The sequence below is a fragment of the Lysinibacillus macroides genome (genome assembly GCF_001281525.1).
In the GTDB taxonomy this organism is placed as follows: Bacteria; Bacillota; Bacilli; order Bacillales_A; family Planococcaceae; genus Lysinibacillus; species Lysinibacillus macroides.
Map to the genome: position 1 here is coordinate 329042 of NZ_LGCI01000010.1, position 24403 is coordinate 353444.

Annotated in this window: 28 protein-coding genes; 13 read left to right on the plus strand and 15 right to left on the minus strand. The window is 37.8% G+C overall.

Features of this window, described 5'->3' with window-relative positions:
* The first annotated feature begins 37 nt into the window (after positions 1 to 37).
* Entirely contained in the window at positions 38 to 544 is a 507-nt protein-coding gene (locus tag ADM90_RS16440) for a TetR family transcriptional regulator (protein ID WP_053996012.1), read from the plus strand.
* 158 nt (positions 545 to 702) lie between these two features.
* Here ADM90_RS16440 and ADM90_RS16445 read toward each other — a convergent pair whose 3' ends face one another.
* The gene (locus ADM90_RS16445; RefSeq protein ID WP_053996013.1) at positions 703 to 894 is read right to left on the minus strand and encodes a zinc-finger domain-containing protein; all 192 of its coding nucleotides are present in this window, start codon (positions 892 to 894) and stop codon (positions 703 to 705) included.
* 160 nt (positions 895 to 1054) lie between these two features.
* On the opposite strand from ADM90_RS16445, the gene ADM90_RS16450 reads away from it, so the two are divergent.
* From ADM90_RS16450 to ADM90_RS16465, 4 genes are all read left to right on the plus strand, one after another.
* Complete coding sequence (locus tag ADM90_RS16450) at positions 1055 to 1447, plus strand: ribonuclease HI family protein (RefSeq protein ID WP_053996014.1); 393 nt, start codon at positions 1055 to 1057, stop codon at positions 1445 to 1447.
* Between the two features lie 205 nt (positions 1448 to 1652).
* Complete coding sequence (locus ADM90_RS16455) at positions 1653 to 2453, plus strand: amino acid ABC transporter substrate-binding protein (protein ID WP_053996015.1); 801 nt, start codon at positions 1653 to 1655, stop codon at positions 2451 to 2453.
* 62 nt (positions 2454 to 2515) lie between these two features.
* Entirely contained in the window at positions 2516 to 3172 is a 657-nt protein-coding gene (locus ADM90_RS16460; RefSeq protein WP_053996016.1) for an amino acid ABC transporter permease, read from the plus strand.
* Positions 3173 to 3183: 11 nt separating this feature from the next.
* Positions 3184 to 3930 carry an amino acid ABC transporter ATP-binding protein gene (locus tag ADM90_RS16465; RefSeq protein ID WP_053996017.1) on the plus strand — a complete coding sequence of 249 codons (747 nt, stop codon included), beginning with the start codon at positions 3184 to 3186 and terminating at the stop codon, positions 3928 to 3930.
* A 64-nt stretch (positions 3931 to 3994) separates the two neighbouring features.
* Here the strand turns inward: ADM90_RS16465 and ADM90_RS16470 are convergent, their stop codons facing one another.
* The 5 genes from ADM90_RS16470 to ADM90_RS16485 all read right to left on the minus strand — a co-directional run bounded on the left by ADM90_RS16470 (position 3995) and on the right by ADM90_RS16485 (position 9105).
* Positions 3995 to 6055, minus strand: coding sequence for a HAMP domain-containing sensor histidine kinase (locus tag ADM90_RS16470; protein WP_053996018.1), 2061 nt, complete (start codon positions 6053 to 6055; stop codon positions 3995 to 3997).
* Positions 6033 to 6728: a response regulator transcription factor gene (locus ADM90_RS16475; RefSeq protein ID WP_053996019.1), complete on the minus strand. Its 696-nt coding sequence runs from the start codon at positions 6726 to 6728 to the stop codon at positions 6033 to 6035. The genes ADM90_RS16470 and ADM90_RS16475 overlap by 23 nt, the downstream gene beginning before the upstream one ends.
* A 432-nt stretch (positions 6729 to 7160) precedes the next feature.
* The gene (locus tag ADM90_RS24580) at positions 7161 to 7322 is read right to left on the minus strand and encodes a hypothetical protein (protein ID WP_161804086.1); all 162 of its coding nucleotides are present in this window, start codon (positions 7320 to 7322) and stop codon (positions 7161 to 7163) included.
* Positions 7323 to 7513: 191 nt separating this feature from the next.
* Entirely contained in the window at positions 7514 to 8701 is a 1188-nt protein-coding gene (locus tag ADM90_RS16480) for an MFS transporter (RefSeq protein ID WP_053996020.1), read from the minus strand.
* A gap of 5 nt (positions 8702 to 8706) precedes the next feature.
* Positions 8707 to 9105, minus strand: coding sequence for a MarR family winged helix-turn-helix transcriptional regulator (locus ADM90_RS16485; protein ID WP_053996021.1), 399 nt, complete (start codon positions 9103 to 9105; stop codon positions 8707 to 8709).
* A 146-nt stretch (positions 9106 to 9251) separates the two neighbouring features.
* Between ADM90_RS16485 and ADM90_RS16490 the strand changes: the two genes are divergently transcribed.
* Positions 9252 to 9806, plus strand: a complete 555-nt coding sequence (locus ADM90_RS16490) for a DJ-1/PfpI family protein (RefSeq protein ID WP_053996022.1) — start codon at positions 9252 to 9254, stop codon at positions 9804 to 9806.
* Positions 9807 to 9826: 20 nt separating this feature from the next.
* Here the strand turns inward: ADM90_RS16490 and ADM90_RS16495 are convergent, their stop codons facing one another.
* From ADM90_RS16495 to ADM90_RS16510, 5 genes are all read right to left on the minus strand, one after another.
* Positions 9827 to 10153 carry a DUF3889 domain-containing protein gene (locus ADM90_RS16495; protein ID WP_053996023.1) on the minus strand — a complete coding sequence of 109 codons (327 nt, stop codon included), beginning with the start codon at positions 10151 to 10153 and terminating at the stop codon, positions 9827 to 9829.
* A gap of 69 nt (positions 10154 to 10222) precedes the next feature.
* Positions 10223 to 10354, minus strand: a complete 132-nt coding sequence (locus tag ADM90_RS25385; RefSeq protein WP_268766641.1) for a hypothetical protein — start codon at positions 10352 to 10354, stop codon at positions 10223 to 10225.
* Between the two features lie 14 nt (positions 10355 to 10368).
* Positions 10369 to 10593, minus strand: coding sequence for a hypothetical protein (locus ADM90_RS16500; protein ID WP_083448589.1), 225 nt, complete (start codon positions 10591 to 10593; stop codon positions 10369 to 10371).
* Between the two features lie 183 nt (positions 10594 to 10776).
* Positions 10777 to 11613: a type II pantothenate kinase gene (coaW, locus tag ADM90_RS16505; RefSeq protein ID WP_053996025.1), complete on the minus strand. Its 837-nt coding sequence runs from the start codon at positions 11611 to 11613 to the stop codon at positions 10777 to 10779.
* Positions 11614 to 12014: 401 nt separating this feature from the next.
* A complete protein-coding gene (locus ADM90_RS16510; RefSeq protein ID WP_053996026.1) occupies positions 12015 to 12749 on the minus strand; it encodes an SDR family NAD(P)-dependent oxidoreductase in 735 nt (244 codons plus the stop codon).
* A gap of 182 nt (positions 12750 to 12931) precedes the next feature.
* On the opposite strand from ADM90_RS16510, the gene ADM90_RS16515 reads away from it, so the two are divergent.
* Entirely contained in the window at positions 12932 to 13753 is an 822-nt protein-coding gene (locus ADM90_RS16515; protein WP_083448590.1) for a squalene/phytoene synthase family protein, read from the plus strand.
* 38 nt (positions 13754 to 13791) lie between these two features.
* Here ADM90_RS16515 and ADM90_RS16520 read toward each other — a convergent pair whose 3' ends face one another.
* Positions 13792 to 14280 carry a metal-dependent hydrolase gene (locus ADM90_RS16520; protein ID WP_053996027.1) on the minus strand — a complete coding sequence of 163 codons (489 nt, stop codon included), beginning with the start codon at positions 14278 to 14280 and terminating at the stop codon, positions 13792 to 13794.
* A 180-nt stretch (positions 14281 to 14460) separates the two neighbouring features.
* On the opposite strand from ADM90_RS16520, the gene ADM90_RS16525 reads away from it, so the two are divergent.
* The 3 genes from ADM90_RS16525 (at position 14461) to ADM90_RS16535 (ending at position 17491) form a co-directional block, all read left to right on the plus strand.
* A complete protein-coding gene (locus ADM90_RS16525) occupies positions 14461 to 15087 on the plus strand; it encodes a nitroreductase family protein (protein WP_053996028.1) in 627 nt (208 codons plus the stop codon).
* A gap of 327 nt (positions 15088 to 15414) precedes the next feature.
* Positions 15415 to 15903, plus strand: a complete 489-nt coding sequence (locus ADM90_RS16530; protein WP_053996029.1) for a hypothetical protein — start codon at positions 15415 to 15417, stop codon at positions 15901 to 15903.
* A gap of 427 nt (positions 15904 to 16330) precedes the next feature.
* Positions 16331 to 17491 (plus strand): pyridoxal-phosphate-dependent aminotransferase family protein, encoded by a 1161-nt coding sequence (locus ADM90_RS16535; RefSeq protein WP_083448632.1) that lies wholly within the window; start codon positions 16331 to 16333, stop codon positions 17489 to 17491.
* Between the two features lie 306 nt (positions 17492 to 17797).
* On the opposite strand, the gene ADM90_RS16540 is transcribed toward ADM90_RS16535, so the two are convergent.
* Both ADM90_RS16540 and ADM90_RS16545 read right to left on the minus strand, forming a co-directional pair.
* Positions 17798 to 19114 (minus strand): D-serine ammonia-lyase, encoded by a 1317-nt coding sequence (locus tag ADM90_RS16540; RefSeq protein WP_053996031.1) that lies wholly within the window; start codon positions 19112 to 19114, stop codon positions 17798 to 17800.
* Positions 19107 to 19580 carry a YaiI/YqxD family protein gene (locus tag ADM90_RS16545; RefSeq protein ID WP_053996032.1) on the minus strand — a complete coding sequence of 158 codons (474 nt, stop codon included), beginning with the start codon at positions 19578 to 19580 and terminating at the stop codon, positions 19107 to 19109. The genes ADM90_RS16540 and ADM90_RS16545 overlap by 8 nt, the downstream gene beginning before the upstream one ends.
* A 173-nt stretch (positions 19581 to 19753) precedes the next feature.
* Between ADM90_RS16545 and gdhA the strand changes: the two genes are divergently transcribed.
* The 3 genes from gdhA to ADM90_RS16560 all read left to right on the plus strand — a co-directional run bounded on the left by gdhA (position 19754) and on the right by ADM90_RS16560 (position 22779).
* Positions 19754 to 21127 (plus strand): NADP-specific glutamate dehydrogenase, encoded by a 1374-nt coding sequence (gene gdhA / locus ADM90_RS16550; RefSeq protein ID WP_053996033.1) that lies wholly within the window; start codon positions 19754 to 19756, stop codon positions 21125 to 21127.
* Between the two features lie 184 nt (positions 21128 to 21311).
* The gene (locus tag ADM90_RS16555; protein WP_053996034.1) at positions 21312 to 21998 is read left to right on the plus strand and encodes a phosphoribosylaminoimidazolesuccinocarboxamide synthase; all 687 of its coding nucleotides are present in this window, start codon (positions 21312 to 21314) and stop codon (positions 21996 to 21998) included.
* 127 nt (positions 21999 to 22125) lie between these two features.
* The gene (locus ADM90_RS16560; protein ID WP_053996035.1) at positions 22126 to 22779 is read left to right on the plus strand and encodes a Yip1 family protein; all 654 of its coding nucleotides are present in this window, start codon (positions 22126 to 22128) and stop codon (positions 22777 to 22779) included.
* Between the two features lie 47 nt (positions 22780 to 22826).
* Here the strand turns inward: ADM90_RS16560 and ADM90_RS16565 are convergent, their stop codons facing one another.
* Complete coding sequence (locus ADM90_RS16565; RefSeq protein ID WP_053996036.1) at positions 22827 to 24029, minus strand: NAD(P)-dependent malic enzyme; 1203 nt, start codon at positions 24027 to 24029, stop codon at positions 22827 to 22829.
* Positions 24030 to 24403 lie beyond the last annotated feature (374 nt).

Below are 24403 nucleotides of genomic sequence, written 5' to 3' on the forward strand. Positions count from 1 at the left end.
CAAATCTAAAATATTGTATAGAAAGCAGGAAGATCGCATGGATAGAAGAAAGAGAAAAACACAAAATGCCATCATGTCCACTTTCATGGAACTGATGGCAAAAAAAGATGTGGAAAAGATTTCAATTAGTGAAATAGCTGAAATGGCAGATGTGAGTAGAGGAACTTTTTATCTCCATTACATAGATAAATATGATTTACTTGAAAAGTGTATCGAAAGCTCTTTCAATGATTTAGAGCATGTATGCGAAACCGCCAATTCCTTTGATGAAAACATGTTTGAAGTAACCTTTGATTACTTCGATAAACAGAAAGATACACTGAAAATTATCTGGAAAGCTGATAAAGAACAATTTTTTAAGAGAAAACTATCTGCAAGAATATCGACAAACATTCAAAACGTTATGCCAAACATGGATGAGGTAGGGATTACTTTCATTACTGCAGGAGTTATTGGTGTCATTGATTATTGGTTTAACAATGAAAATATAGCCAAAGAAATACTATCTCAAAGGTTAAGGAATATTGTCAAAGCAACTGTTTAATGAAGTAGAAAAAAGTTAATAAATGGGAGCTATAAATGGTGGAATCATTAAAAATAGAAATAGTATCAGTTCACTGTACTTTTTTATCTATCAATGTAGGGATAGGACTGTGAGCCGTTCAAAATATCCCTTTTATTTGAATACAACGCTTAAATGGCTTATTTATGATAAACCTTTAAAAGCTCTTCTCCTAAAAACTGTAGCTTTTCACCAATTGAACAGGATTCGATACAGAAGCGATGAGCTCCTGGCTTTCCACGCTCTTTACGCAACTGCTGAATCACTAAACAATCTGCACAATACGTGTCATGCAGTTCGTCGATATCCTTCATAACCGTCACTTTATCCATATTGAACTCTCGCTCCTTTCCTAACATATGTTTAAAATTCACTTCTTTTTATTATGAAGTGTTCATTTTGAACAAGCAACTATTTTATTTATTTTTTTCAACAATGCCCCTCCCCTTGTTGTACAATAACAGAGAAGTTAAATTGTAAAGTAGGGATAATATGTTAGAAGTGTATATCGATGCTGCAAGTGCAGGTAACCCTGGCCCAAGTGGTATTGGACTTTTTATTAAAGGTGAAGGCCACCATCTACAAATAAGTGAGTATATCGGGCAGACGAACAACCATCTTGCTGAATTTACGGCTTTACTCCGTGGACTTGAAGAGGCACAAAAGCTAGGCTCCACATTTGTATCCGTACGCTCTGATTCCAAAATCGTTGTTGCCTCTATGGAAAAAGAATATGTGAAAAACGAGGAATTTAAACCTTATCTCGAAAAAGCTTTAACGCTTGCCGCAAGCTTTGATTTATTTTTTATTAAATGGATACCAGAAGCACAAAATAAGGCGGCAGATGCCTTAGCACGCCAAGCTATTCACAACCAACATAAATAAGGAACAAACTGAGGCTGTCCTTTATAAACAGTCCCTTTTTTCATGATTCCCTGTCATATTATTTTCAAAAAGCGCCGATAAATACATTTAATTTTCTGACTACTCCTAGGCGATATTGACAATCCTGTAGCGTGGTGATAACCTTTTAACACATTAGTAATTTAGTGGATGAAAGCAACGTATTGTATTGAGGGGGAAATAAACGATGAAACGTATAGTAACTTTATGCATGATGCTAATGGCAGTGATTGTGTTAGCAGCATGCGGTACATCGAAAGAAAGTTCAACAGAGAAAGATCAATCATCCTCTACTGACAAAGAAAAAATCATTGTTGGGATTGATGATAAATTTGCACCAATGGGCTTCCGTGATGAGAAAAACGACATTGTCGGCTTTGATATTGATTTAGCACGAGCAGCAGGAGAGCATATGGGCGTAGAAGTAGAGTTCCAGCCAATCGATTGGAAAACAAAAGAGGCAGAGCTGCTTAGTGGACGTATTGATTTAATTTGGAATGGCTATACAATTACAGATGAGCGTAAAGAAAAGGTATTATTTACAAAGCCTTATCTCGAAAATGCGCAAGTGGTGGCAACAAAAGCAGATTCAAAGATGGCCCAGCTAAGTGATTTAGCAGGTAAAGAGATCGGGCTTCAATCCCTATCCTCTGCAGCAGATGCATTAAATAGTAACCCTATTCATAAAGAAGTAAAAAACATTACAGAATTTGCGGATAATGTGCTAGCTTTATCCGATTTAAAAACAGGCCGTGTGGATGCTGTTATTATTGACGCTGTGGTAGCAGAATATTATATGACACAACAGCCTGATACATTTAAGCTATTAGAAGAATCGCTTGCACCTGAGCAATATGGGATTGGTGTAAAGCCAGGCAATGAAGCATTGCTAGAAAAACTACAAGCCGCATTAGATAAAATGAATGAAGATGGTACGGCTGCTGACATTTCTACAAAATGGTTTGGTGAAGATAAAGTATTAAAATAATGATAGGATTTTAGTAAGAGTTTCCTTTGTGAAGCTCTTACTCTTTTTGGAGGGACATTGTTATGGCGGATTACTGGCAAACTATGATATTGCCGATGCTAGAAGGCGCGAAAATGACTGTCTTACTGTTTATTATCGCAATTCTAGTATCCATTCCATTCGGCTTTTTACTCACACTCGCAGTAAAAAGTCGTATTAAACCACTTTCTTGGCTTGCACATACATACATTTACATCATGCGTGGTACACCGCTATTACTACAATTATTATTAATTTGCTTCGGTTTACCGATGCTGCCAGTAATCGGCGAGTATTTAGTGCTTGATCGCTTTGTGGCCGCTTGCCTTGGCTTTATTTTAAATTACGCTGCCTATTTTGCCGAAATTTTTCGTGGTGGACTTCTTGCGATTGATAAAGGACAGTATGAGGCAGCCCAAGTTCTTGGCTTATCAAAATGGCACACAACAACACGTGTTATTTTGCCACAAATGTTTCGCGTAGCATTGCCAGCATTATCAAATGAATCGGTGACATTAATTAAGGATACGGCTCTTCTCTATGCGGTCGCTGTGCCAGAGCTACTACATTTTGCGCAAACAGCCGTCAATCGCGACTTTACGATTACGCCATTCTTTATTGCTGGAGCTATTTATTTATTGATGACACTTGTGTTAACAGTGTTCTTTAAATGGCTGGAAAAACGCTTTAAATTTGAATAGAGGTGATACATATGGCATTGATAGAAGTAACAAACTTAAAGAAAGCCTTTGATCAGGTAGAGGTTCTTAAACAAATTACATTTACAGTGGAGAAAAATGATGTCATTGCTGTTATCGGTCCCTCTGGATCAGGCAAAAGCACAATGCTACGAAGCTTAATTCATTTGGAAGAAATCAATGGTGGCAGTATTTTAGTGGATGGCGATTATCTTGTGCAAGATGGGGTCTATGCAAAGTCACAGGACATTAAAGCCCTAACGGCGAAAATGGGCATGGTCTTTCAACACTTTAACCTGTTCCCTCATTTAACAGTTCAGCAAAACCTTGAAATGGCGCCTCGTCTATTAAAAACGGAATCAGTTGAAGCCATTTCGAGTCGCTGCCATGACTTATTAAAGAAAACAGGACTTGCTGATAAAGCGGCGGCTTACCCTGCCAATCTATCAGGCGGTCAAAAGCAGCGTGTAGCGATCGCCCGTGCATTAATGATGAATCCACAAATTTTATTATTTGATGAGCCAACCTCCGCCCTTGACCCTGAGCTTACAGGTGAGGTCTTAAAGGTCATGAAAAACCTAGCAGAAGATCATATGACGATGATTGTTGTTACGCATGAAATGGGCTTTGCACGAGAGGTAGCAAATAAGGTGGTCTTTATGGATGGTGGTCAAATTATTGAATCTGATCATCCAGATAACTTCTTTACAAACCCTCAAAACGATCGTACAAAAGCGTTTTTACAAAAGAATCTTAACTAAGTTTGCTCTCTTTTTATATAGTTAAAAGGAATAGGACACGCATGTATCCTATTCCTTTATTACATTATTCATTTGGGAATTTCGGTAGATAAATCATGACCTTAAATAAATCGCCATCTACTTGCACTAAGAATTTGCCGTGCTGGATGTGAATAAGGCTTTCAGCAATCGACAACCCTAATCCGCTACCTTGACTTGATCTTGATTCATCTCCGCGTTTAAAGCGTTCCATTAACTCATCAACTGAAATATTTAATTCGTAGGCTGAAATATTTTTAAATGTCACAAGTATTTCATTCCCTACATCTTCAACACCAATATATACCCTTGATGTAGGCAGTGCGTATTTAAAAATATTCGAGAATAGATTTTCGATAGCGCGCCACAAGAGTTTACCATCAGCCTTCACATACACTTTTTCTGTTGGATGGGCTAACTTAAAATCTAAGGACGAGGCTTCAATTTTTTCATCCATTTCTCCAATTCCTTGCGTTAGTAATGATACGATATCAATCCGTTCTAACTGAACAGGTATACTACCACTTGATGCTTTAGCCGCTTCAAATAAATCATCGGTTAAGTGCTGAAGTCTTTTCGATTTTTGATCTAACACGTCCACATATTCAGCAATCATTTCAGGGTCATTTTCTAATTTTAATAAATCAACATACGTAATAATTGATGTTAAAGGCGTTCTGATATCATGCGAAACATTCGTAATAAGCTCTGTTTTTAAACGCTCACTCTTGATTTCACTATCCACTGCCTTTTTCAACCCCTCTGTAATCCGATTTATATTTTCTGCAAGTTGACTAAACTCCCCTTTTCCATCAACTTCAATTCGATGATGAAGATCCCCATTTTTAATTTGCTCTACACCCTCTTTAATGCGGTTAAACGACTTCACCTTTCTCAGCGCCAACCAGGCAGCTATCCCCATCGTAATGGGAAACATGAAAAATGTTGCCGCCACAACTAATGGATAGCCAATGACTAGCAGCACAATTTTCACGCCTGTACTACCACTGTCAAAAACATGTTTCACCAAAATAAATAGCTTTTTGAAAAGTTGATAGAGGAGTGTATGCTGCAATAACGATCTATTTTTAATATGCTTTACGAGCGATAAAATCAATAGTAAGGCAATGATAAAAATAGGCACGCTGAAGAACATGTACATATCATGGAATACTTCCACAATCATGGCGATCCACATCGCTGTTAAACATCCGATTAGCACAATATTGAGATCATTATAAAGTTTGTCAATGACATGGAAATGAATTTCTTTACCTTTAAATGACGTTCTTCCAATAACTATGATTAAATACACAAAAGATAAAATAAACCCTGCTAGAAATACCATAAATTCATTCAGAAAGCTTTGGGCAGTCGCTTTATCTTTTTCCCATTCCGACATTTTTTGTTGTAAGTAAGAATCTTTAAACGCTACATACATAACATCTGTCTGTGGGTTCAACATGTCAACTTCATGTGTAAAGTAATCCAAGTATTGACTTTCTTTCACTTCATTCGGATAAAGCTTTTGTTGATAATTTTCAAATAACATATAGGCATCAAAGGATTCAAATTGCTCTTTCTTATGGAGATCACTATTGGAGAACTCATGTTCACCGTCACTCGCATAAAACACAATTCCTTCATAGGCTTCTAGCGTATTGCGTAATCGGTAAAAATTTCTTACCTGTTCATTCATACTTTTATCTTTTATTCTAGCAATGTCATTTGCATATATTTCTTGATAGTTATGCTTATTTTCCTCTTCACTCAAATTCGAATTATATCTATAAGAATTACGGAAATCATAATATAACTCTTCTTCGATTCTTCTATTATCCTCTTCTATTAGTGTCTTATCACTTAAAATATATTCTTCACTTTTGTATTTTCCGATTAATTGCGCTAAAGGAGCAATAATGCTGTAACTTTCATCAGCGAATGCTCGGCTTTCAAAATAGGTATCTTGATTTATACTACTAAGATGAATCTCATTAAATTCCATGTTAATCATTACTCTCGCGATACCAGTAAAACAAGCGACAGCAATTAGAAACACAACTACTTTCGTAATAAGTGCATGACTAATACTTCTCAACTTTCTCAACCTTATACCCAACTCCCCATACAACTTTTAAATACTTCGGCTCTTTTGGATTAATTTCAATTTTTTCTCGAATCTTTCGAATATGAACCGAAACCGTATTTTCAGGATTAATAGCCCTAACATTCCATACCTTTTCATAAATTTCTTCAATCGTGAATACTCTTCCAGCATTGGCTGTCAGAAGCTTTAAGATTTTATATTGCACTGGTGTCAAATGAACCTCTTGTTTATCAACAGTAATGACTTTTTGTTCATCATCAATCACAAGCCCACCCGTTTGAAATACAGCACTACTCCTCTCGAGACTCCCAAACATCGTATACCTTCTTAGCTGCGATTTCACTCTAGCCACAAGTTCTAATGGATTAAACGGCTTGGCCATATAATCATCTGCTCCGATATTTAACCCAAGTATTTTGTCATAATCCTCCGACTTAGCAGAAAGCATAATTAACGGAATCATATTATCTTGCCGAATCTTCATCGTCGCCGTAATCCCATCCATTTTCGGCATCATAATATCCATAATAATAAGATGAATAACGTGATCTCGAATAAGATCGATTGCCTCTATCCCATTGTACGCTTTGAATACTTGATAGCCCTCATTTTCTAAATAAATGCTAATCGCCCTAACAATTTCTTTATCATCATCACAAATCAAAATGTTCAACTACATTCACTCCTCCACCGCTTTAGGTTCATGTCATCACCCCTATAGGATTCGTATAAGGATATAATACTAATTAAATCTTAACAAACTCAGACATCAATTCTTAAGATTTTCTTAGTGTTTTCCTTTATGCACACTTTGTGCCGCATACAAAATCGAGAAATTAGGAATTAGTTATGCTGAAAGGTTCGAGGTAGGTCTAGGTATAAAATAAAAAGAATATAAAAAGGGAGAGCAGGCTTGAGCGGCTCCCCTTTAATCGTCTAATATACAATTTTTATCATGAATCCAATAACAGTCCTTCGGTATGAGAATTCATTAGGATTTCCCATACTATAATGAAAACCCCTATATATGATCTAATTGATTTCCCCAAAAAATGAATTGTAGCCCATGACCATTAATTTTACATTATTAAAAAAAACCGTTTATCTATGTTATAATTTTTATTGAAGATGTATATAAGTAAATAAGACGAATTGCTTCAAAGACGATTTGCAAAGTGATAAAAGTAAATGACCATGCAAGTACAGAAACAATAAATGTTGAAAGACTTATTGCCGCCATCATTGCTTCAAAAATAGTCAATGGCATCAACTCCTTTCTCTTCAATAAGCTAAATGAGATAGGATAAATTTGTGCCAACCGTCCATGAAACCTCTATCTAGTTACTCTTTTATTATACCATATTTTGGTCAATAACGACTGCGCTGCATGATTGAATTTTCATATCCTATGATCGCTTAAAATATTAAAAACAGTTGGGGACAGACCCAACTGTTTTACTATATATTCACTACTTTTTTCGGTTTCATCTTTGCAAGGCGTAATAGATAAATAATAAAGACAACGCCTAGTAAGCCTGCACCTGATAAATAGACTGAAGCATAACCTGCCTGCACGGCTACCATTCCTAAAATATAAGAACCTAGTGCGATTCCAAGGTCAAACATCGTAAAATAGGTTGCTGTAGCATAGCCACTTCGCTGGATGGCTGTGGATTGAACGGCTAATACTTGCAAGCTTGTCGTCACAGCACCATAGCCGAAACCTACAAAAATAGCAGCACTCAAAAATAACACGGGCCCCTCTACAAAAGCGAGCATAACGAGCCCGATGGCGAAGGAGATAATGCCGGGAATAATAACAAATTGTGGTCCCTTCGTATCATAAAGTTTACCTGTGTACGGACGCATAATTAACATGGATGCAGCAAACACCGCATAAAAAAGACTGGCCACAGCCATTAAATCCTTTTGCTGTGCATAGACCGATAAAAAGGATAAAACACTGGCATACGAAAAGGCTACTAAACTAGCAATCGCAGCAACAGGTAACGCTTTTCGCTCAAACAAATCATCAAATTTAAAGGTTAGTTTTCCTTCATGTGCAGGTTTCGGTAAATCATCAGTATTGACCGTTAACGCTAGAATTCCTCCTGCTAGAATACAAATACTCATAACGATAAACAATATGTTAAAGGTACTATATTGTATTAATAATAGTCCGATAAATGGACCAATAACGACAGCTAGATTTGTAGACATCGTGAAATAGCCAAGTCCTGCCCCTTTACGCTTAGCAGGAATAATATCTGCTGCTAACGACCCTGCTGCTGTTGTAATAATACTAAAGAAAATCCCTTGAATAAATCGCAGTCCAAGTAAAAGTCCAAATGGATAAATCACTACATACAATACTGTACAAATAAAATAACCTGCTAATGATAACAGTAATAGCTTTTTCTTGCCAAAAACATCTAATAATTTTCCTGAAAATGGCCTTACAATAATAGCGGATAGTAAAAAGCCAGATAATAATAGGCCCGCTTCCCTATCCGTTTGATGAAGTTCTCCAATAGCATAAAGCGGCAAAGTGGTCACAAGCCCATAAAAAACAAAAAATACTGATATATTCGTTAAAAATAGACTTATAAAACGCTTTGTCCATATTTGTGTCTGCTCTTGCTGCATAACTATCAACCTTTCATTTTTTCCAATAACATCATAAATTGCTGTTGTTCCTCCGTAGTGAGTGAGCCAACCATTTCTTCTTCAAATGCTAAAATGGTGTCCATAATCGCTGGTAAACGCTCCTCAGCCTGTGCAGATAAGGTGACAATTTTTTCGCGCTTATCCTCGCCATCTAAGCGTTCCACCCAGCCCAATGTTTCAAGTCGTGTAATTGCTCTTGTAATACTTGGCGCTTCTACGTTTAAATATTTCCAAATTTGTGTTAAGGTCATGGATCCGTTTTTATGTAAGCAATATAAAATCGCCCACTGAGAGCTATATAAATGATGCTGCTTTAATACTTCATTTAAGCAATTTGTTAAATAGCGACTTTTTTGAAATAAAGCATGGAATATTGGATTCATCTTGTAGCCTCCTCTATTTATTTAACTAGCTAAATAAATACTATACGCCTCCTTTTTTTCTTTGTAAAGGTTTCTTTAGTAGGAAGGAAATTTTTTAGCCATGTCGAATTTAGCAGGTAGACTCACAATATAAGGGAGATGAAATCATGGGGAAAAAGGTTTTAATCGTAGCAGGAGATGCAGTAGAGGCTTTAGAAATTTATTATCCGTACTATCGTTGTTTAGAGGCAGGCTATGATGTAACAATTGCAGCTCCGTCCGCAAAGAAATTACAAACGGTGTTACACGATTTTGTAGATGGCGTCGATACATATATCGAACGTCCTGCCTATGGGCTAGAAGCACATGTCGCATTTGCAGAGGTTGATCCAGCACAATTTGATGGATTGATTATCCCTGGTGGTCGTGCGCCAGAGTATATTCGTTTAAATGAGCATGTACCAGCGCTCGTTAGCCATTTCTTTGAGGCCAATAAACCAATTGCAGCTGTTTGCCACGCAGCGCAAATTTTTGCGACGATTCCTGAAGTATTAAAGGGGCGTGAGCTAACAGCCTATATTGCCTGCAAGCCAGAGGTGCAAGTAGCAGGAGGCACTTATATTGATGCTAATCTTCATACAGATGGTAATTTAGTAAGTGGACATGCATGGCCTGATTTACCAGACTTAATGCGTGAATTTATTCATAAATTAGAGGGATAATCAAGGAGGATGCCATAATTTCAGGCATCCTCTTTACTTTCTTGTACTTCAATACAAACAATCTCCTGTGACGCAGTTATATAGCTGATACGAACATATACGCCAAATTCCTTATCAGATTGTTTCAGCCAAAGCTTAAATTTTTCAATAGTTGACGCGCCTCGCACTTCCTTGCCCTCATGCAAATAATCAATAATTTTTGCCGTGGGATATTTCGCCTGCACCTCTTTGACCGCTAGCTGCCCCCACTTAGCGTAGGCTGGTGTTTCTTGCCCGGCATTGGCTATATGTACAGGGACCATATAGCCAACGAAAAGAAGGGCTAGCATCAAATAAAATTTTTTCATTTGAATTTCCTCCCTGTTGTATAAAATAACAGCTCCAAAAGTATACTAACCCTACTTATGGAGCTTTTTTTATGATTTTGGTTGTTGGGGATTATTGTGAATCACTTGATTAAACTCTGCGGAATATTCCTCACGATTGTTTTTGGTATTATTTTTTTCTTGCTTCTTCTTTTTAAAGCTTGTTTTACTCTTTTTTGCCATTGCAAAGCCCCTCCTTATTTTGTTTTATTGGACTGCTGGTTTTTATCATGATTGGTTTTATTGTTTTTATTTTTTGCCTTTGCATCAAATTCAGCGCCAAACTCCTCGTTTAAGTTGTCATTTGGATTATTATTATTGCTGTTACTGCGATCGAGGTCTTTGCTTTTGTAGGTACCAAAAGGATTATGCGTTCTAACATTCATCGTCTTATTGTTGTTGCGATTATTTCGTTTGCCCACGTCCATTCACCTCCTACCTGTAATGTGTTCAGATAGAGGCGTTTATATGTAGGTAATTTTTTCAACACCAATAAAGTGAATTTTCAATTAATTAAGGTCTTACAACCTGTACTTAAGGCTACACTTTCGAATAAAAAATGTACATGACTAATTCACTTTAGCCATGTACATTTATATTTGCCCCTAGACAGGTGTATATTCTGTAATATTTAGTAATGCGCCAACAGCTCCTGAAAAGCCATGGTCATTAATAAAGACAGGTGTATGCTTTTTCGTGCGTGTATAATTAGCAATGACGCACGTGAGATGCTCATTATTGCTTAAGGTTGAACCAATATAAACAATATGCTGTGTATTTTTTTCCTCTGCATATTGAATACTGAGTGTTGTAATAACCTCACCTACAAGCCCTTGCACAGTTGCGATAATATCCTCAGCTTGATGATTTGTTGATTTGGTAATACCTACCTTACCAAAATTACTAGCTGTTAAATGGCCATCAATCGGTGTATCCATGCCTTGATAAATATCCTTGACTAATAAATCAACACCTTCTCGATTGCCGCCCGCAGCCATTTCTCGTATATTATTATAGTCTGTAATACCTGTTGTAAGCGCTGACAATCCGATTAATGTCCCACCACCAACGCCTGTCCCACCAACACGGATATGGGCATTACCTTCCATATAATGAATGGAAGTACCTGTACCAATATTAGTAATAATACTACGTTCAAAAAAGTATCCTTCTTTATTTAGCAAAAATCGGACACCCTTTAAGGTTGCTTCAAATTCAACGATATAATGAATCGATTTCATTGTTTTAATGACATCCAGTAATTGTTCAGTACGTCCCCCCGTCACACCAATATCCTCGATATCTGGATGCTCTATAATCCATTTTTTCACAGTTTGCAAATCATTCGACGGAAAGGTTACTAAAACTAGTTCATTGCTTTTGTCTAAATAAGCTACCTTTGTCAATGTGCCACCTGCATCAATCCCTATAGCCTTTGGCATACCATTCTCCTTTGATTTTATTGCATATATCATCGTGCTTATTAGATGATGATTATGTAAGCTGGCTAAAGCTTAAGCCCCTTTGGTGCCAAGAGTTTGCCAGAGGTGCTTTTAAGCAAATCCAAAAATCCTGACTCCCCTCTTTGTGCTAGAAAGGCTTAACGCCCCATACAACCTTTCAAATCGCTTTCGCCCTTTCTAAACTTTAACGCTGTTGAAATAATTGTGCAATAACTTCATAAATTTTCATGAAAAAATCACGAAAAATATCAAAATTTTTCTATCTTAAAGCTATTTCTTGCTGAATTTCTAAAACTTTATCATCATTTTACTAAAAAAACAAAAAAAGTGAAAATACCCTGTTTCATTAGGTATTTCCACTTTCCTTCCACTATTTTGCATTAACGTGCGGAATAACCACCATCAATAACAAGCTCGCCACCAGTGATATAAGATGCTTCATCTGATGCTAAAAATAAAATAGCATTCGCCACCTCTTCAGGTTGTCCAAGACGCCCCATTGGTGTTGCTCTTACTAACATATCCATCGCTTCTTTTGCTTCCGATAAATTAGCTGTCATAGGTGTTTCAATGACCCCTGGGAATACTGTATTCACACGGATATTGTAAGCGCCAAGCTCTGCTGCCGCTGCGCGTGCCATCGCACGTAAGGATCCTTTTGATGCTGTGTAGGCATTAAAGCCTGCGCCAATAATTGCCGTGTAAGATGATGTATTGACTATCGACCCTTTCCCCGCTTCCTTCATATACTGAGAAGCATGTTTAATACCAAGGAATGGGCCGAATGCATTGATATTATGCATCACTGTCCAATCAGCCTGTGAAATTTGATCTGGACCTTTTTCAGAGGAAATGCCAGCATTATTAATTAAAATATCCAATCGTCCATATTTATCAATAATCGCCTCCATTACCCTCGCCCAATTTTCATCAGAAGAAACATCTAGCTTCATTCCTTCTACATTGTCTAGCTCCGCAATTTTAGCTAGATTTTCCTCGTTAATATCCGCTGCGATCACCGTTGCTCCTTCCTGTGCAAACAGCTTTGCCATCGCCGCACCCATACCAGATGCGCCCCCTGTAATCATGGCGATTTTATGTTCTAACCGTCCCATTTCTCTAAACTTCCTTTCTTTTGAATCATATAGTCTTAAATAGTTTATAATTAAACTATATCATTAGTCGTAAACGTTTTCAAAGAATATCTTTGTATTTGCGAACAATCTGTTTTATCTTTCTTTCTATTTAGGATACGATATACTATAGAGGTGGAACCATTCGAACGGAGGAATAATAAGTGAAAGATCAAAAAAGACTTTATAAAGAAGCAATGCAAGTATTAAAGGATACAAGCCGTACTTTTTATATACCGATTACTTTTTTAAAAAATGATTTAAAGCTATCAGTAGCAGCCGCCTATTTAGCAATGCGTGCGATTGATGAAATTGAAGACCATGATAAACTATCCAATGATGTAAAATTTGATTTACTATCAGCAACGAGTGAGTTATTAAAAGATGCATTTAATGAAGAAGCCTATCAAGCGTTACTCGCACCTTATGCAGACCAATTACCAGAAGTATCACTCCGCTTAGCTGATTGGCTAACGTTTTGTCCTGAGGCATCACGACATATTGTGCAAGCTTCTACAAGTGAAATGGCTTTTGGGATGGCAAAATGGGCAAAGGCAAATTGGCAAGTACGTACACGTGAAGATTTAGACGATTATACATACTATGTGGCAGGGCTTGTCGGAACAATGTTATCAGAGCTTTGGGCATGGGGAGCAGATATGCAAACTGATCGTGAATTAGCAATTGGCTACGGACGTGGGTTGCAAGCTGTCAATATTTTACGCAATCAGCATGAGGATCTGGAGGAGCGTGGTGTGAGCTTTGTTCCTGATGGATGGACACGCGAGGATTTATTTGCTTACGCAGAAGAAAATCTTGCTAAAGCAGACCTTTATATAGCTAGCATCGATAAACGTACTATTCTGCTATTCAGTCGTTTGCCACTGGCATTAGCCCATAAAACATTAAAAGCGATGCAGGAAGGTCGAGAGAAAATGACACGCGCAGAGGTTGAACAAACCGTCGAAGAAATACAAGCCGATTAATCAATCAAGCCCTAGTCCATGACAACTAGGGCTTTTCTTTATGCAGAGGCTATAAATTCCACTATTAATTGATAGCTAAAGTAAAGCGAGCATATCACAAGCAGCATAAGTACAACATTTTCCACCTTACTGCCTGTTTTTGTAGTCAATGGAAAGCGCACAGCTATGGAGGCAGGGAAAAATAATTTAACCCCTTTCTTTGTGCACATATCCAGTAAAATATGACTCGCCATTCCTATGATGATCCCAACTGAAATCGCTCTATAGGGGATAAATGTATGTAATACCAGCATCATTAACAATAAAAATAGTAAGCTATGTGTAAAAGAGCGATGTCCAAATAATGTATTGACAAACTTCGATAGCATCGGGAATGTACGACCAATTTTACTACCTTTATGACATATATCTGGTAGTAATGCACCAATCGCACCCGCCCCTACTAAAATAAGTGGATTGTCATTTGAATAGTGCGCAAAGGCAAGTGCTGCTGTAATGCCTCCAACAATATGGGTATTTCCTTCCATAAGCTACATCCACTCCTTCTTTCCTAATCTTTTTCTCCTATTTACTGTACCATACTTTCACACAAAAGAGAACATATATTCCGAACGCACGCTCGAATTCTATCCCAAGCAATTCACTTGGAAAATAACTTTATTTATCGTATAGTAAAAACACATTTTACAATAAAGGAGATCATAATAATGCCTATTACAAAAAGCCAGTTACATAAAGTGATGCATGAACGTAAATCTGTTCGTAAATATGATGCAAGTTTTAAAATTCCGCAAGAACAATTAGAAGAATTACTTGTAGAAGCAACGTCCGCTCCCTCATCTAGCAACTTACAGCCATGGCGTTTCCTTGTCATTCAAGACGATGCTGTCAAAAAAGAGCTACGCACTATCGCCAATAATCAAGAGCAAGTGGAAACAGCCTCTGCTATTATTGCCGTTCTAGGTGATACAAAGATGTACGAAAATGCGGAAGCTGTTTATACAAAAAATTTCGAGCTTGGCTATATTAATGAAACAACAAAAGATTTTATGATTAACAATTCCTATAAGCTCTATGCACAGCTACCACAAGAAACTTTAACAAATATCGTGACATTTGATGCAGGCTTAATTTCTATGCAAATTATGCTGTTGGCTAAAGAAATGGGCTATGATACAGTGCCAATGGGAGGCTTTTCAAAAGAAGCCTTTGCGAAACATTTCGATCTAGCTGATCATATAGTGCCAGTCATTTTAATTGCGATTGGAAAAGCGGCAGCACCAGCCTATAATTCTTCACGTATTGAGCTAAACAATATCGCTAAATTTATCTAACTATCCGTCAAGCCACCTTTTCAATGAGGTGGCTTTTTTCAGGAAAAAGGGAATGTTCAGGTAATTCGGACATATGCTAGTAGTGCTTTACAGTAAGTGGCGAAGTAAAAATGATTCCCTAAAACTAGCTTCATAAATTTTCTAAGGATATTTTTTGCATTTTTTGTATCAACTACGCAAAAATTCATCATGATAGACTTAAAATTAGAAATTATTCTAGTACAAATGTGTGATTTTCAATAAATATCACTGATAAATTATAATAGCTTTAATAGTTTTAGCTTGTTATGATTAAGAGGAACTTACTTTCGAAGGGAGGTTTTGTGAATGAACTATGATTCTTATTATTACAATGATTATGATGCATTCTTTGGTGGTTTATTTCTTGTCATTCTTCTCATCAGCCTTGTAATAGGATTAATCGCTTATGTGATTACTGCACTTATTTATTTTATGGCATCAAAAGCAAATGGTTTTGCAGATGTGGCCTATATCGCTTGGATTCCTATTATTAACGTTTATAGTCTTTTCCTGTTAACTGCCGATGGATACGACCAGGAAACAGTACGTGCCATAGCTAAAAGAAATATACTTATTTATGCCGGTTTAATTATCGTTTCATTTATACCGTTTATTGGATGGATTGCTACCATTGGGGCTGCTGGCTTTACATTGTATTTCACGTATCGCCTATTTTATCGCTGGTCTGGAGAAACAGGTAAAGCTGTCCTCTACATTATTTTAACAATCCTCACAGGTGGTTTATTCTTTATGATTTACGGCTTAATGCGTATGAACAGACCATTTATTGCATAATTAATTCAAATGAACCCCTTTCTCTGCTCTAAAACGAAAGAGGGGTTTGTTTTTGCGGTTATTTTAAAAGTAATATCACATCGATTTAGACATTTCTTCTGCTATATAATCGACAAGCTGATTTAATTGATCTTGTGGGCTCCATAAAGATTGTCCTTCCAACGGGCTGTTGCAAGCTACTCATGCTGCGGAAGCCTATACTCCTGCCCTCCACCCTTTTCTCTAATATCTTGCTTAAAATGTAAAAAATAAATAAATAGATAACGCATTTTTGTTTGCACACAATCTCCCCTTTTCAACAGATTTTACTATTATTATTAATAGGCTTTCCATCATTTTTCAAAAAAGCGGTTAGCATGGTCAAGAAATATGTTATTATTTAGTTAGAAAATTTAGAATTTCTATTAAGCAAAGGGGAATGATGATTGTGTATGAAAATATTTTAAGACATCCAGGGCCAACGCCTATTCCAAAAAAGGTTCAGCTGGCAATGAATCAAGATATTTTTAGTCATCGAAGTCAAGAATTTGTGGAATTATACCGTGAAACAACGGAACTCGTAAAGCCGATTTTTGGCACAACACAAGAAATACTCTTATTGCCGTCAGGGGGAACAGCTGCATTAGAGGCTGCGGCGGTCAATACAGTAGCTGCGGGTGAGGAAGTTGTTGTCATTACAGTTGGCGCATTTGGTGACTATTTTGTATCAATTTGTGAGCAGTATGGCTTCCATGTACATAAGCTGGCAAAAGAATGGGGCCAAGCTTGCACGGCTGAGGAGCTACGGGAATTTTTACAGCCCTTAAATAATATTAAAGCTGTTTTTGTTACATACAATGAAACATCTACAGGCATTTTGAATCCAGTTGCAGAATTAGCGCAAGTGATTCGTCAGGAAACAGATGCTCTTGTTATTGTCGATGGTGTGAGCTGTATTGGTGGAGCACCCGCTGAAATGGATGCTTGGGGCATTGATATTTTAGTAACAGGTTCTCAAAAAGCAATGATGCTACCTCCAGGGCTTTCGCTTGTTAGTGTCAGTGAAAGAGCATGGAAAGTAATTGAAGAAAATCAAACACCATCCTATTATTTGAATTTATTAAGCTATCGTAGCTGGGCAGAAAAGGGTATGACGCCAAATACCCCTGCGATTACGTTGATTTACGGACTGCATGAGGTTTGCAAGCTAATTGAGCAGGAGGGCGGCTTTGCCCAAACGGTTGCTCGTCATGCTTTAATGAAAGATATGGTGCGTAGTGCAATGAAGGCATTAAATATTGAACCCTTAACAGAGGATCAATATGCTTCTCCAACTATTACAGCCATTAAAACACCTCAAGGCATTGACCTTGGCGAATTTTTAACACGTCTTAAGCAGCACTATCATGTAGATTTTGCGGGGGGACTTGGTCATCTACAAGGGCAAATTTTCAGATTCGGTCATATGGGCTATTGCTTCCCAAGTGATATTTTACAAGCCGTATCGTTAATGGAAGCTGCGCTAAAAGATTTCTCCTACGATTTTGAACCAGGAGCAGGCGTCGTTGCCGCACAACAAGTATTTTTAGCCGCACAACAAAAAGCATAAGAAATATAGGAGGAGCCATTATAGCAAGTGGCTCCTCCTATTTATTGAACGCATTAGTCCTAGTTTTGATCACCCACATACTCAGATTGAGCGAATCTCTCTACTTTTGATCACTCACACACTCGGATTGAGCGAATCTCTCCACTTTTGATCACTCACACACTCAGATTGAGCGAATCTCTCCACTTTTGATCACTCACATACTCGGATTGAGCGAATCTCTCCACTTTTGATCACCCACATACTCAGATTGAGCGAATCTCTCCACTTTTGATCACTCACATACTCGGATTGAGCGAATCTCTCCTAACGCTTGGCTAAATACGCTGTACGCATTGCTGAGGGAACCATACTGCCGCCGGTTGCCCAGACAAGATGTGTTGCTTGGTCCATGTGATTTACCAAGCTATGCTTCTCCAAATAGGATTGCCCCTTTTGCCATAAACGACTAGCGCCAAACATTCCTGCATGTGCGGAGGGCTCTAAAAATAACCCCTCCCGTTCCATCGCCAAGCTCAGTGAAGTAAACAGCTCCTGATCTGTCACCGTATAGCATCCGCTAATATAATGTTCCATCACCTTCCCTACAAATTTCGATGCGCGCCCAACAGCAAGGCCATCCGCTTCCGTTTTATTGTTAAGACCAATATCCTCGACACTAATGGCATCATGTAAACCTGTCATTAAGCCAATGGTCATACAAGGGGAGGCAACTGGCTCTGCAAAGAAAATATGCACATGCTCACCAAATAATTCACGTAACCCATAGGCAACACCTCCTGGACCTCCCCCTACCCCGCACGGTAAATAAACGAACAAGGGATGGGCCTTATCTACAGCTATATCCGCCTCTTCTAATTGATCTTTCAAACGTTTGGCTGCAACAGCATAGCCTGCAAACAGGTCCTTGGAATTTTCATCATCAATAAAATGGCACATCGGATCTTGCACAGCTTCCTGTCGCCCCTGTTCTACGGCAACACTGTAATCCGCCTGATATTCAATAACTGTCGCTCCCTTTTCACGCAGCATAGCCTTTTTCCATTCCTTTGCATCACTCGACATATGTACAACGACATTAAAGCCAAGCTTCTTGCCCATAATGCCGATACTTAAGCCTAAGTTGCCTGTAGAGCCAACCGCAATCGTATACTGCTGGAAGAACGTCTGCCATTCCTCTGTTGCTAGGACGGCATAATTATCCTCTTCTTTTAGTTTGCCACTTGCTAATGCTAGCCTTTCTGCATGCTTTAATACCTCATAAACTCCCCCACGCGCCTTGATCGAGCCAGAAATCGGCAAAGCATGGTCGCATTTTACCAATAGCTGACCTGGTATCGTCACTCCAAACACCTCTTCAAGTGCTTGCTTCATTGCAGGTATACTCTTAATCGATGATTCAATCAAACCATCGCTTTTCATAAGTTCAGGAAAAGTTACTTTTAGATAAGAAGAAAAGCGCAGCAATGTTTCTTGTGCCTCTTCTACTTCTTGTAGTGAAAACAGAGATGTGGTTGGTTTTGCTAGCCAATTTGTATTTTCCCACAATACAGTGTGTTGGTTGGCTACTTCTTTTAACTGTGGAAATTGCTGAAATAGTTCATGCTGATCGTTGCTATTCATCCGTTGCTTCCTCCATTTTAGATGCTAAAATTGCTCGTTCACAAATTTGTCGAAATTTCATTTCAAACGAAATATTGTTTTCTTGTGTCCTTTTTTTCGGTCCCTTTGTACGTCCTCCTGCACGTCTAATTTTTTGCCCAACATGGCGCATTTCGAGCAAACGTTCGATATTATCATTGGACATTTCTCGTCCATTTTGGTCAATTGGGTAGCCACCTCTCGCTAATACCATGGCAGCTAAACCATAATCTTGTGTAATGACTATATCATGTTTTGAAAGCGCATTCACTAGCGTAAAATCAACTGAATCAGGACCTTTGGGTACAATAATTGTTATTACATTATCACGTTCAATACGGTGGGATGTATCGCAAAACAAGATAGTTTCAATCTCAAACTCAGATGATACAGATAGCGCCAAATCCACTACTGGACAGGCATCAGCGTCTATTAGAACCTTTACAATAAAGCATCATTCCTTTCTCATAATTAGATCAATCAATCACCTATAAATTATTTTGAAATAATTTTTATACAAATCCTCTTGCTCAATTTTTCACAAAGTCAAAAAATATTTTATTGAATAGTTCGAAAAATAAATATACGATACACCTATCAAATCAAATGGGGGTTTTCAGTATGACAATCACAACGGTAAACAATGAACAAGTAGCAAAAGAGTACGTAGATGGTGTATTTGAACAATTAAAACAGCAAAACAGTCATCAAGCAGAATTTTTACAAGCAGCTGAAGAAGTTTTTATTTCATTAGTGCCTGTCTTTGCACAGCATCCTGAATATATTGAAGCAAATATTTTATCTCGTATCGTTGAGCCAGACCGCATTATTTCCTTCCGTGTAGCTTGGCAAGATGATAACAACCAAGTTCAAGTGAATCGTGGTTATCGTGTTCAATATAGCAATGTAATGGGGCCTTATAAAGGCGGTCTTCGCTTCCACCCTTCTGTAAATGAATCAATCATTAAATTCCTAGGCTTTGAGCAAATCTTTAAAAACGCTTTAACAGGGCAGCCAATTGGTGGCGGTAAAGGTGGCTCTAACTTTGATCCAAAAGGTAAATCAAACGCAGAAATTATGCGCTTCTGTCAAGCATTTATGACTGAATTATACCGTCATATTGGGCCAGATGTCGATGTTCCTGCTGGTGATATTGGTGTAGGTGGTCGCGAAGTTGGCTATTTATGGGGCCAATACAAGCGTTTAACAAAAGCTAGTGAAACAGGTGTATTAACAGGTAAAACACCTGGTTATGGTGGCTCTTTAGCACGTAAAGAAGCAACTGGCTATGGTACTGTTTATTTTGTTAATGAAATGTTAAAGGATACAAATGATTCATTTGAAGGAAAAACAGTTGTTGTTTCAGGCTCTGGTAATGTTTCCATCTATGCGATTGAGAAAGCTCAGCAATATGGCGCAAAAGTGGTAGCTTGCTCTGACTCCTCAGGCTATGTCTATGACCCAGAAGGTTTAGATTTAGATGCTATTAAAGAAATCAAAGAAGTAAAAGGTGACCGTATTTCAACTTACGTTAATTACCGACCAAATGCCACTTTCACAGAAGGTTGTACAGGGATTTGGACAATTCCTTGTGATATTGCCCTACCTTGTGCGACGCAAAATGAAATTAATGGTGCGTCAGCTCGTACATTAATTTCAAATGGTGTGAAAGCAATCGGTGAAGGTGCTAATATGCCATCAGATCTTGAAGCGATCAATGAGTTCTTAGAGGCTGGCGTATTATTTGGTCCTGCCAAAGCTGCAAATGCTGGCGGTGTAGCTGTATCTGCACTTGAAATGGCACAAGATTCAAGCCGCGTATTTTGGTCATTTGAAGAAGTAGATGCGAAACTTCATCAAATTATGAAAGATATTTATGCAGATAGCAAAGCAGCAGCTGAAAAATATGGCTTCCCAGGTAACCTTGTTGTTGGTGCAAACATTGCTGGCTTTGTGAAAGTAGCAGATGGTATGTTAACAGAAGGCGTTTATTAATCACATTGTAGATGATTTCCAAATAAACAAGATGATGACGATCATTCGTTATTATCTTGTTTTTTTCTAGCAATCACATCAAAAATAATAGAAAAAAACTATTTAAACGAACATTTTTCGTATTAAATATTTAAAATATTCGTGTTATAATTTTAGTATATTATGAAATATTGGAGGGCTTGTTGTGGAATTATTGTATACAGGAAAAACGAAAAATGTATTTAAGTTAGAAGATGGTCATTATTTATTAAAATTTAAAGATGATGTTACAGGAGAAAACGGTGTATTTGATCCAGGTGCGAATACGGTTGGTTTAACAATTGATGGGGCTGGCCTAGCTGGCTTGCGCTTAACTTCTTATTTCTATGCTAAATTAAACGAACAAGGTGTTCCTACGCACTATGTAGACGCTAATTTTGAAGACGCAACGATGACAGTTAAACCTGCAACTGTTTTTGGTAATGGCTTAGAGGTTATTTGCCGCTTTCGAGCAGTCGGTTCATTCCTACGCCGCTATGGTGCCTATGTTAAGGAAGGGCAAGAACTAGATGCCTTTGTAGAAGTAACCATTAAAGATGACGACCGCCTAGACCCTCCGATTTCTGACGATGCACTGGCGATGCTAAACTTACTAACGCACGAGGAATATGCCATTTTAAAACAACGTACAATTGAAATTTCAAAGTTTGTGGCAGCAGAGCTTGCAAAAAAAGGCCTAACACTGTATGATATTAAACTAGAGTTCGGTCGTGATGCTCAAACAAATGAAATTCTACTAATAGATGAAATTTCTGGTGGCAATATGCGCGCTTACAAAGGTGAACAATATATTGAGCCATTAGAGCTTGAAAAAATTATGCTAGCTGAATAAGCAATAAATAAGGGCATGTCTGAAAAGTTATCTTGAGACATGTCCTTTCTAATTTTTTATGAAACTTTTCCCTACATAAGCCGTATAGTAATGAAACAGAAGATTTTATCAGGTTGGAGGTAGTTTAATGGACAACTATAATGAAACACCACAAGAAGAAAGGCCAAAGCTAAATCCATTTTTATCCGTTTGGCTACACCCAAAACAAACAGCTCGTTATATAATTGGTGAAAAAACGATTGGCTTTGCGATTTTTGTGTTATCAATTGGCTATATTGGCTCTATTTTATCTGGAGTAGTGGATATAGAGTTTTTAGGTGGTATGGCACCTTGGCTCTTAGTGTTGATATGTATTATTTCCGCCCCAATCGTAGGCATAGTCAGCACAGCTTTTTCTGCCCTTATCGCCTGGCTATTTGGTAAGCTTTTTAAAGGCACTGGCACTTATTCGGACTTATTTAAAGGATTAAGCCTAACAGCTATTCCATTTATTATTTTAATTCCGCTCTATCTTATTTGGTTAATAACTTCACCAGAATCTTTATTCTATCCAGATTACATAGGACCACTCCCTTGGATTTTTTGGCCAGCTATTATTCTAACAATTGTTGTGAGTATTTGGGCATTTATTATATCCATAGCTGTAATCGCAGAGGCACACCAATTCTCCAATTGGATGGCTTTCTTTACGATTTTAATCCCTTCAATTGTGTTAGGTATTCTTGCCTTTGTCTTTATTTTTATTATTATAATTGGGCTTGTTGGTATTGGCATGATGTAAAAAAATCTCCCCCTCTCGCTGAAAGAATGAGAGGGGGAGATTTTTTCTTATACCGATAATGCGATATTTTGTTGGAATAGCTCTGATACACCCGATTCAACAGCCGCACCACTGACAGCACGTGAAACAATTTCTACTACACGTTCATCTAAAGATTTTGGTACGATATATTCCTCTGTTAATTCCTCGTCACTTACAAGCGATGCAATAGCCTCTACCGCAGCAATTTTCATTGCCTCATTAATATCTGTTGCACGCACATCTAATGCACCACGGAAAATACCTGGGAATGCTAGCACATTATTAATTTGATTTGGATAATCTGAACGACCTGTGCCCATCACACGCACGCCCCATTTTCTCGCATTATCATAGGTGATTTCAGGGTTTGGATTAGCTAAAGCGAACACGATCGGATCGTTATTCATAGACGCAATATGAGCCTCTGTTAATAGATTAGCAACAGATACACCAATAAAGACATCTGCCCCCACAAGTACATCATCCAACGTACCCTGGATTTTTTCTGGATTTGTTAAATGGGCAACCGTTTCTTTAATTGGATTCATGCCCTCTGGACGCCCCTCATAAATAACGCCTTTTGTATCGCACATAAAAATATTTTTATAGCCCATTTGCACAAGGATACGTAAAATGGCAATACCTGCAGCACCAGCACCATTAATAACAATCTTCATCGTTGCTACATCCTTTTTCACAATACGATTGGCATTAATCATTCCTGCCCCTACAACAATCGCTGTGCCATGCTGATCGTCATGGAACACAGGAATATCACATTCCTGACGCAGGCGATCTTCAATTTCAAAACATCTTGGTGCTGAAATATCTTCTAAGTTGACAGCACCAAATGTTGGAGCAAGCGCCTTCACAATGCTGACGATTTCATCCGGATTTTTTGTATCTAAGCAAATTGGAAAAGCATCAACATTGGCAAAACGCTTTAATAAAATCGCCTTTCCTTCCATTACTGGTAATGCCGCTTTTGGCCCAATATCGCCTAAACCTAACACCGCTGTTCCATCCGAAACAACTGCCACCATATTGCCCTTCATCGTATAGTCATAGACAAGTGACGGATTTCTTTCAATTTCTACACATGGTGCTGCTACCCCAGGTGAATAAGCAAGACTAAGATCATAAGAATCCTTTACAGGAACCTTTGAATTCACCTCTAATTTTCCATTATAGTGTGCATGCATTTCAATAGCCTTTTTCATTACGTCCATTCGATCCCATCCTTTTCCCTTTTGAATTGTGATTATATTTCAGAATCATAATACTTTGTGAAAATATAGTCAACAAATATTCTGAAAATTTATTCTTTTCTTTTAAAAACATAAGATTTCACAAGCTTAAATACATTTTTTTGTCAAGTTATGTTTTTCACAATCAATTATTTTAAAGTAATAAATACCAATGGATGATGCGAAGTGAATGTACAATTACAGCCATTTAAACTGTTCAGCTTTTCACATAGTATTTTTCTTATGTAATTGAGAAATTTTTCACAAACTTATGTAAGCGTATCCATTGTGGTGACTGAGTTTGACACAATTTATTCACATTTTTTCACAAAGTTTTTTGTTATAGCACGCAACTG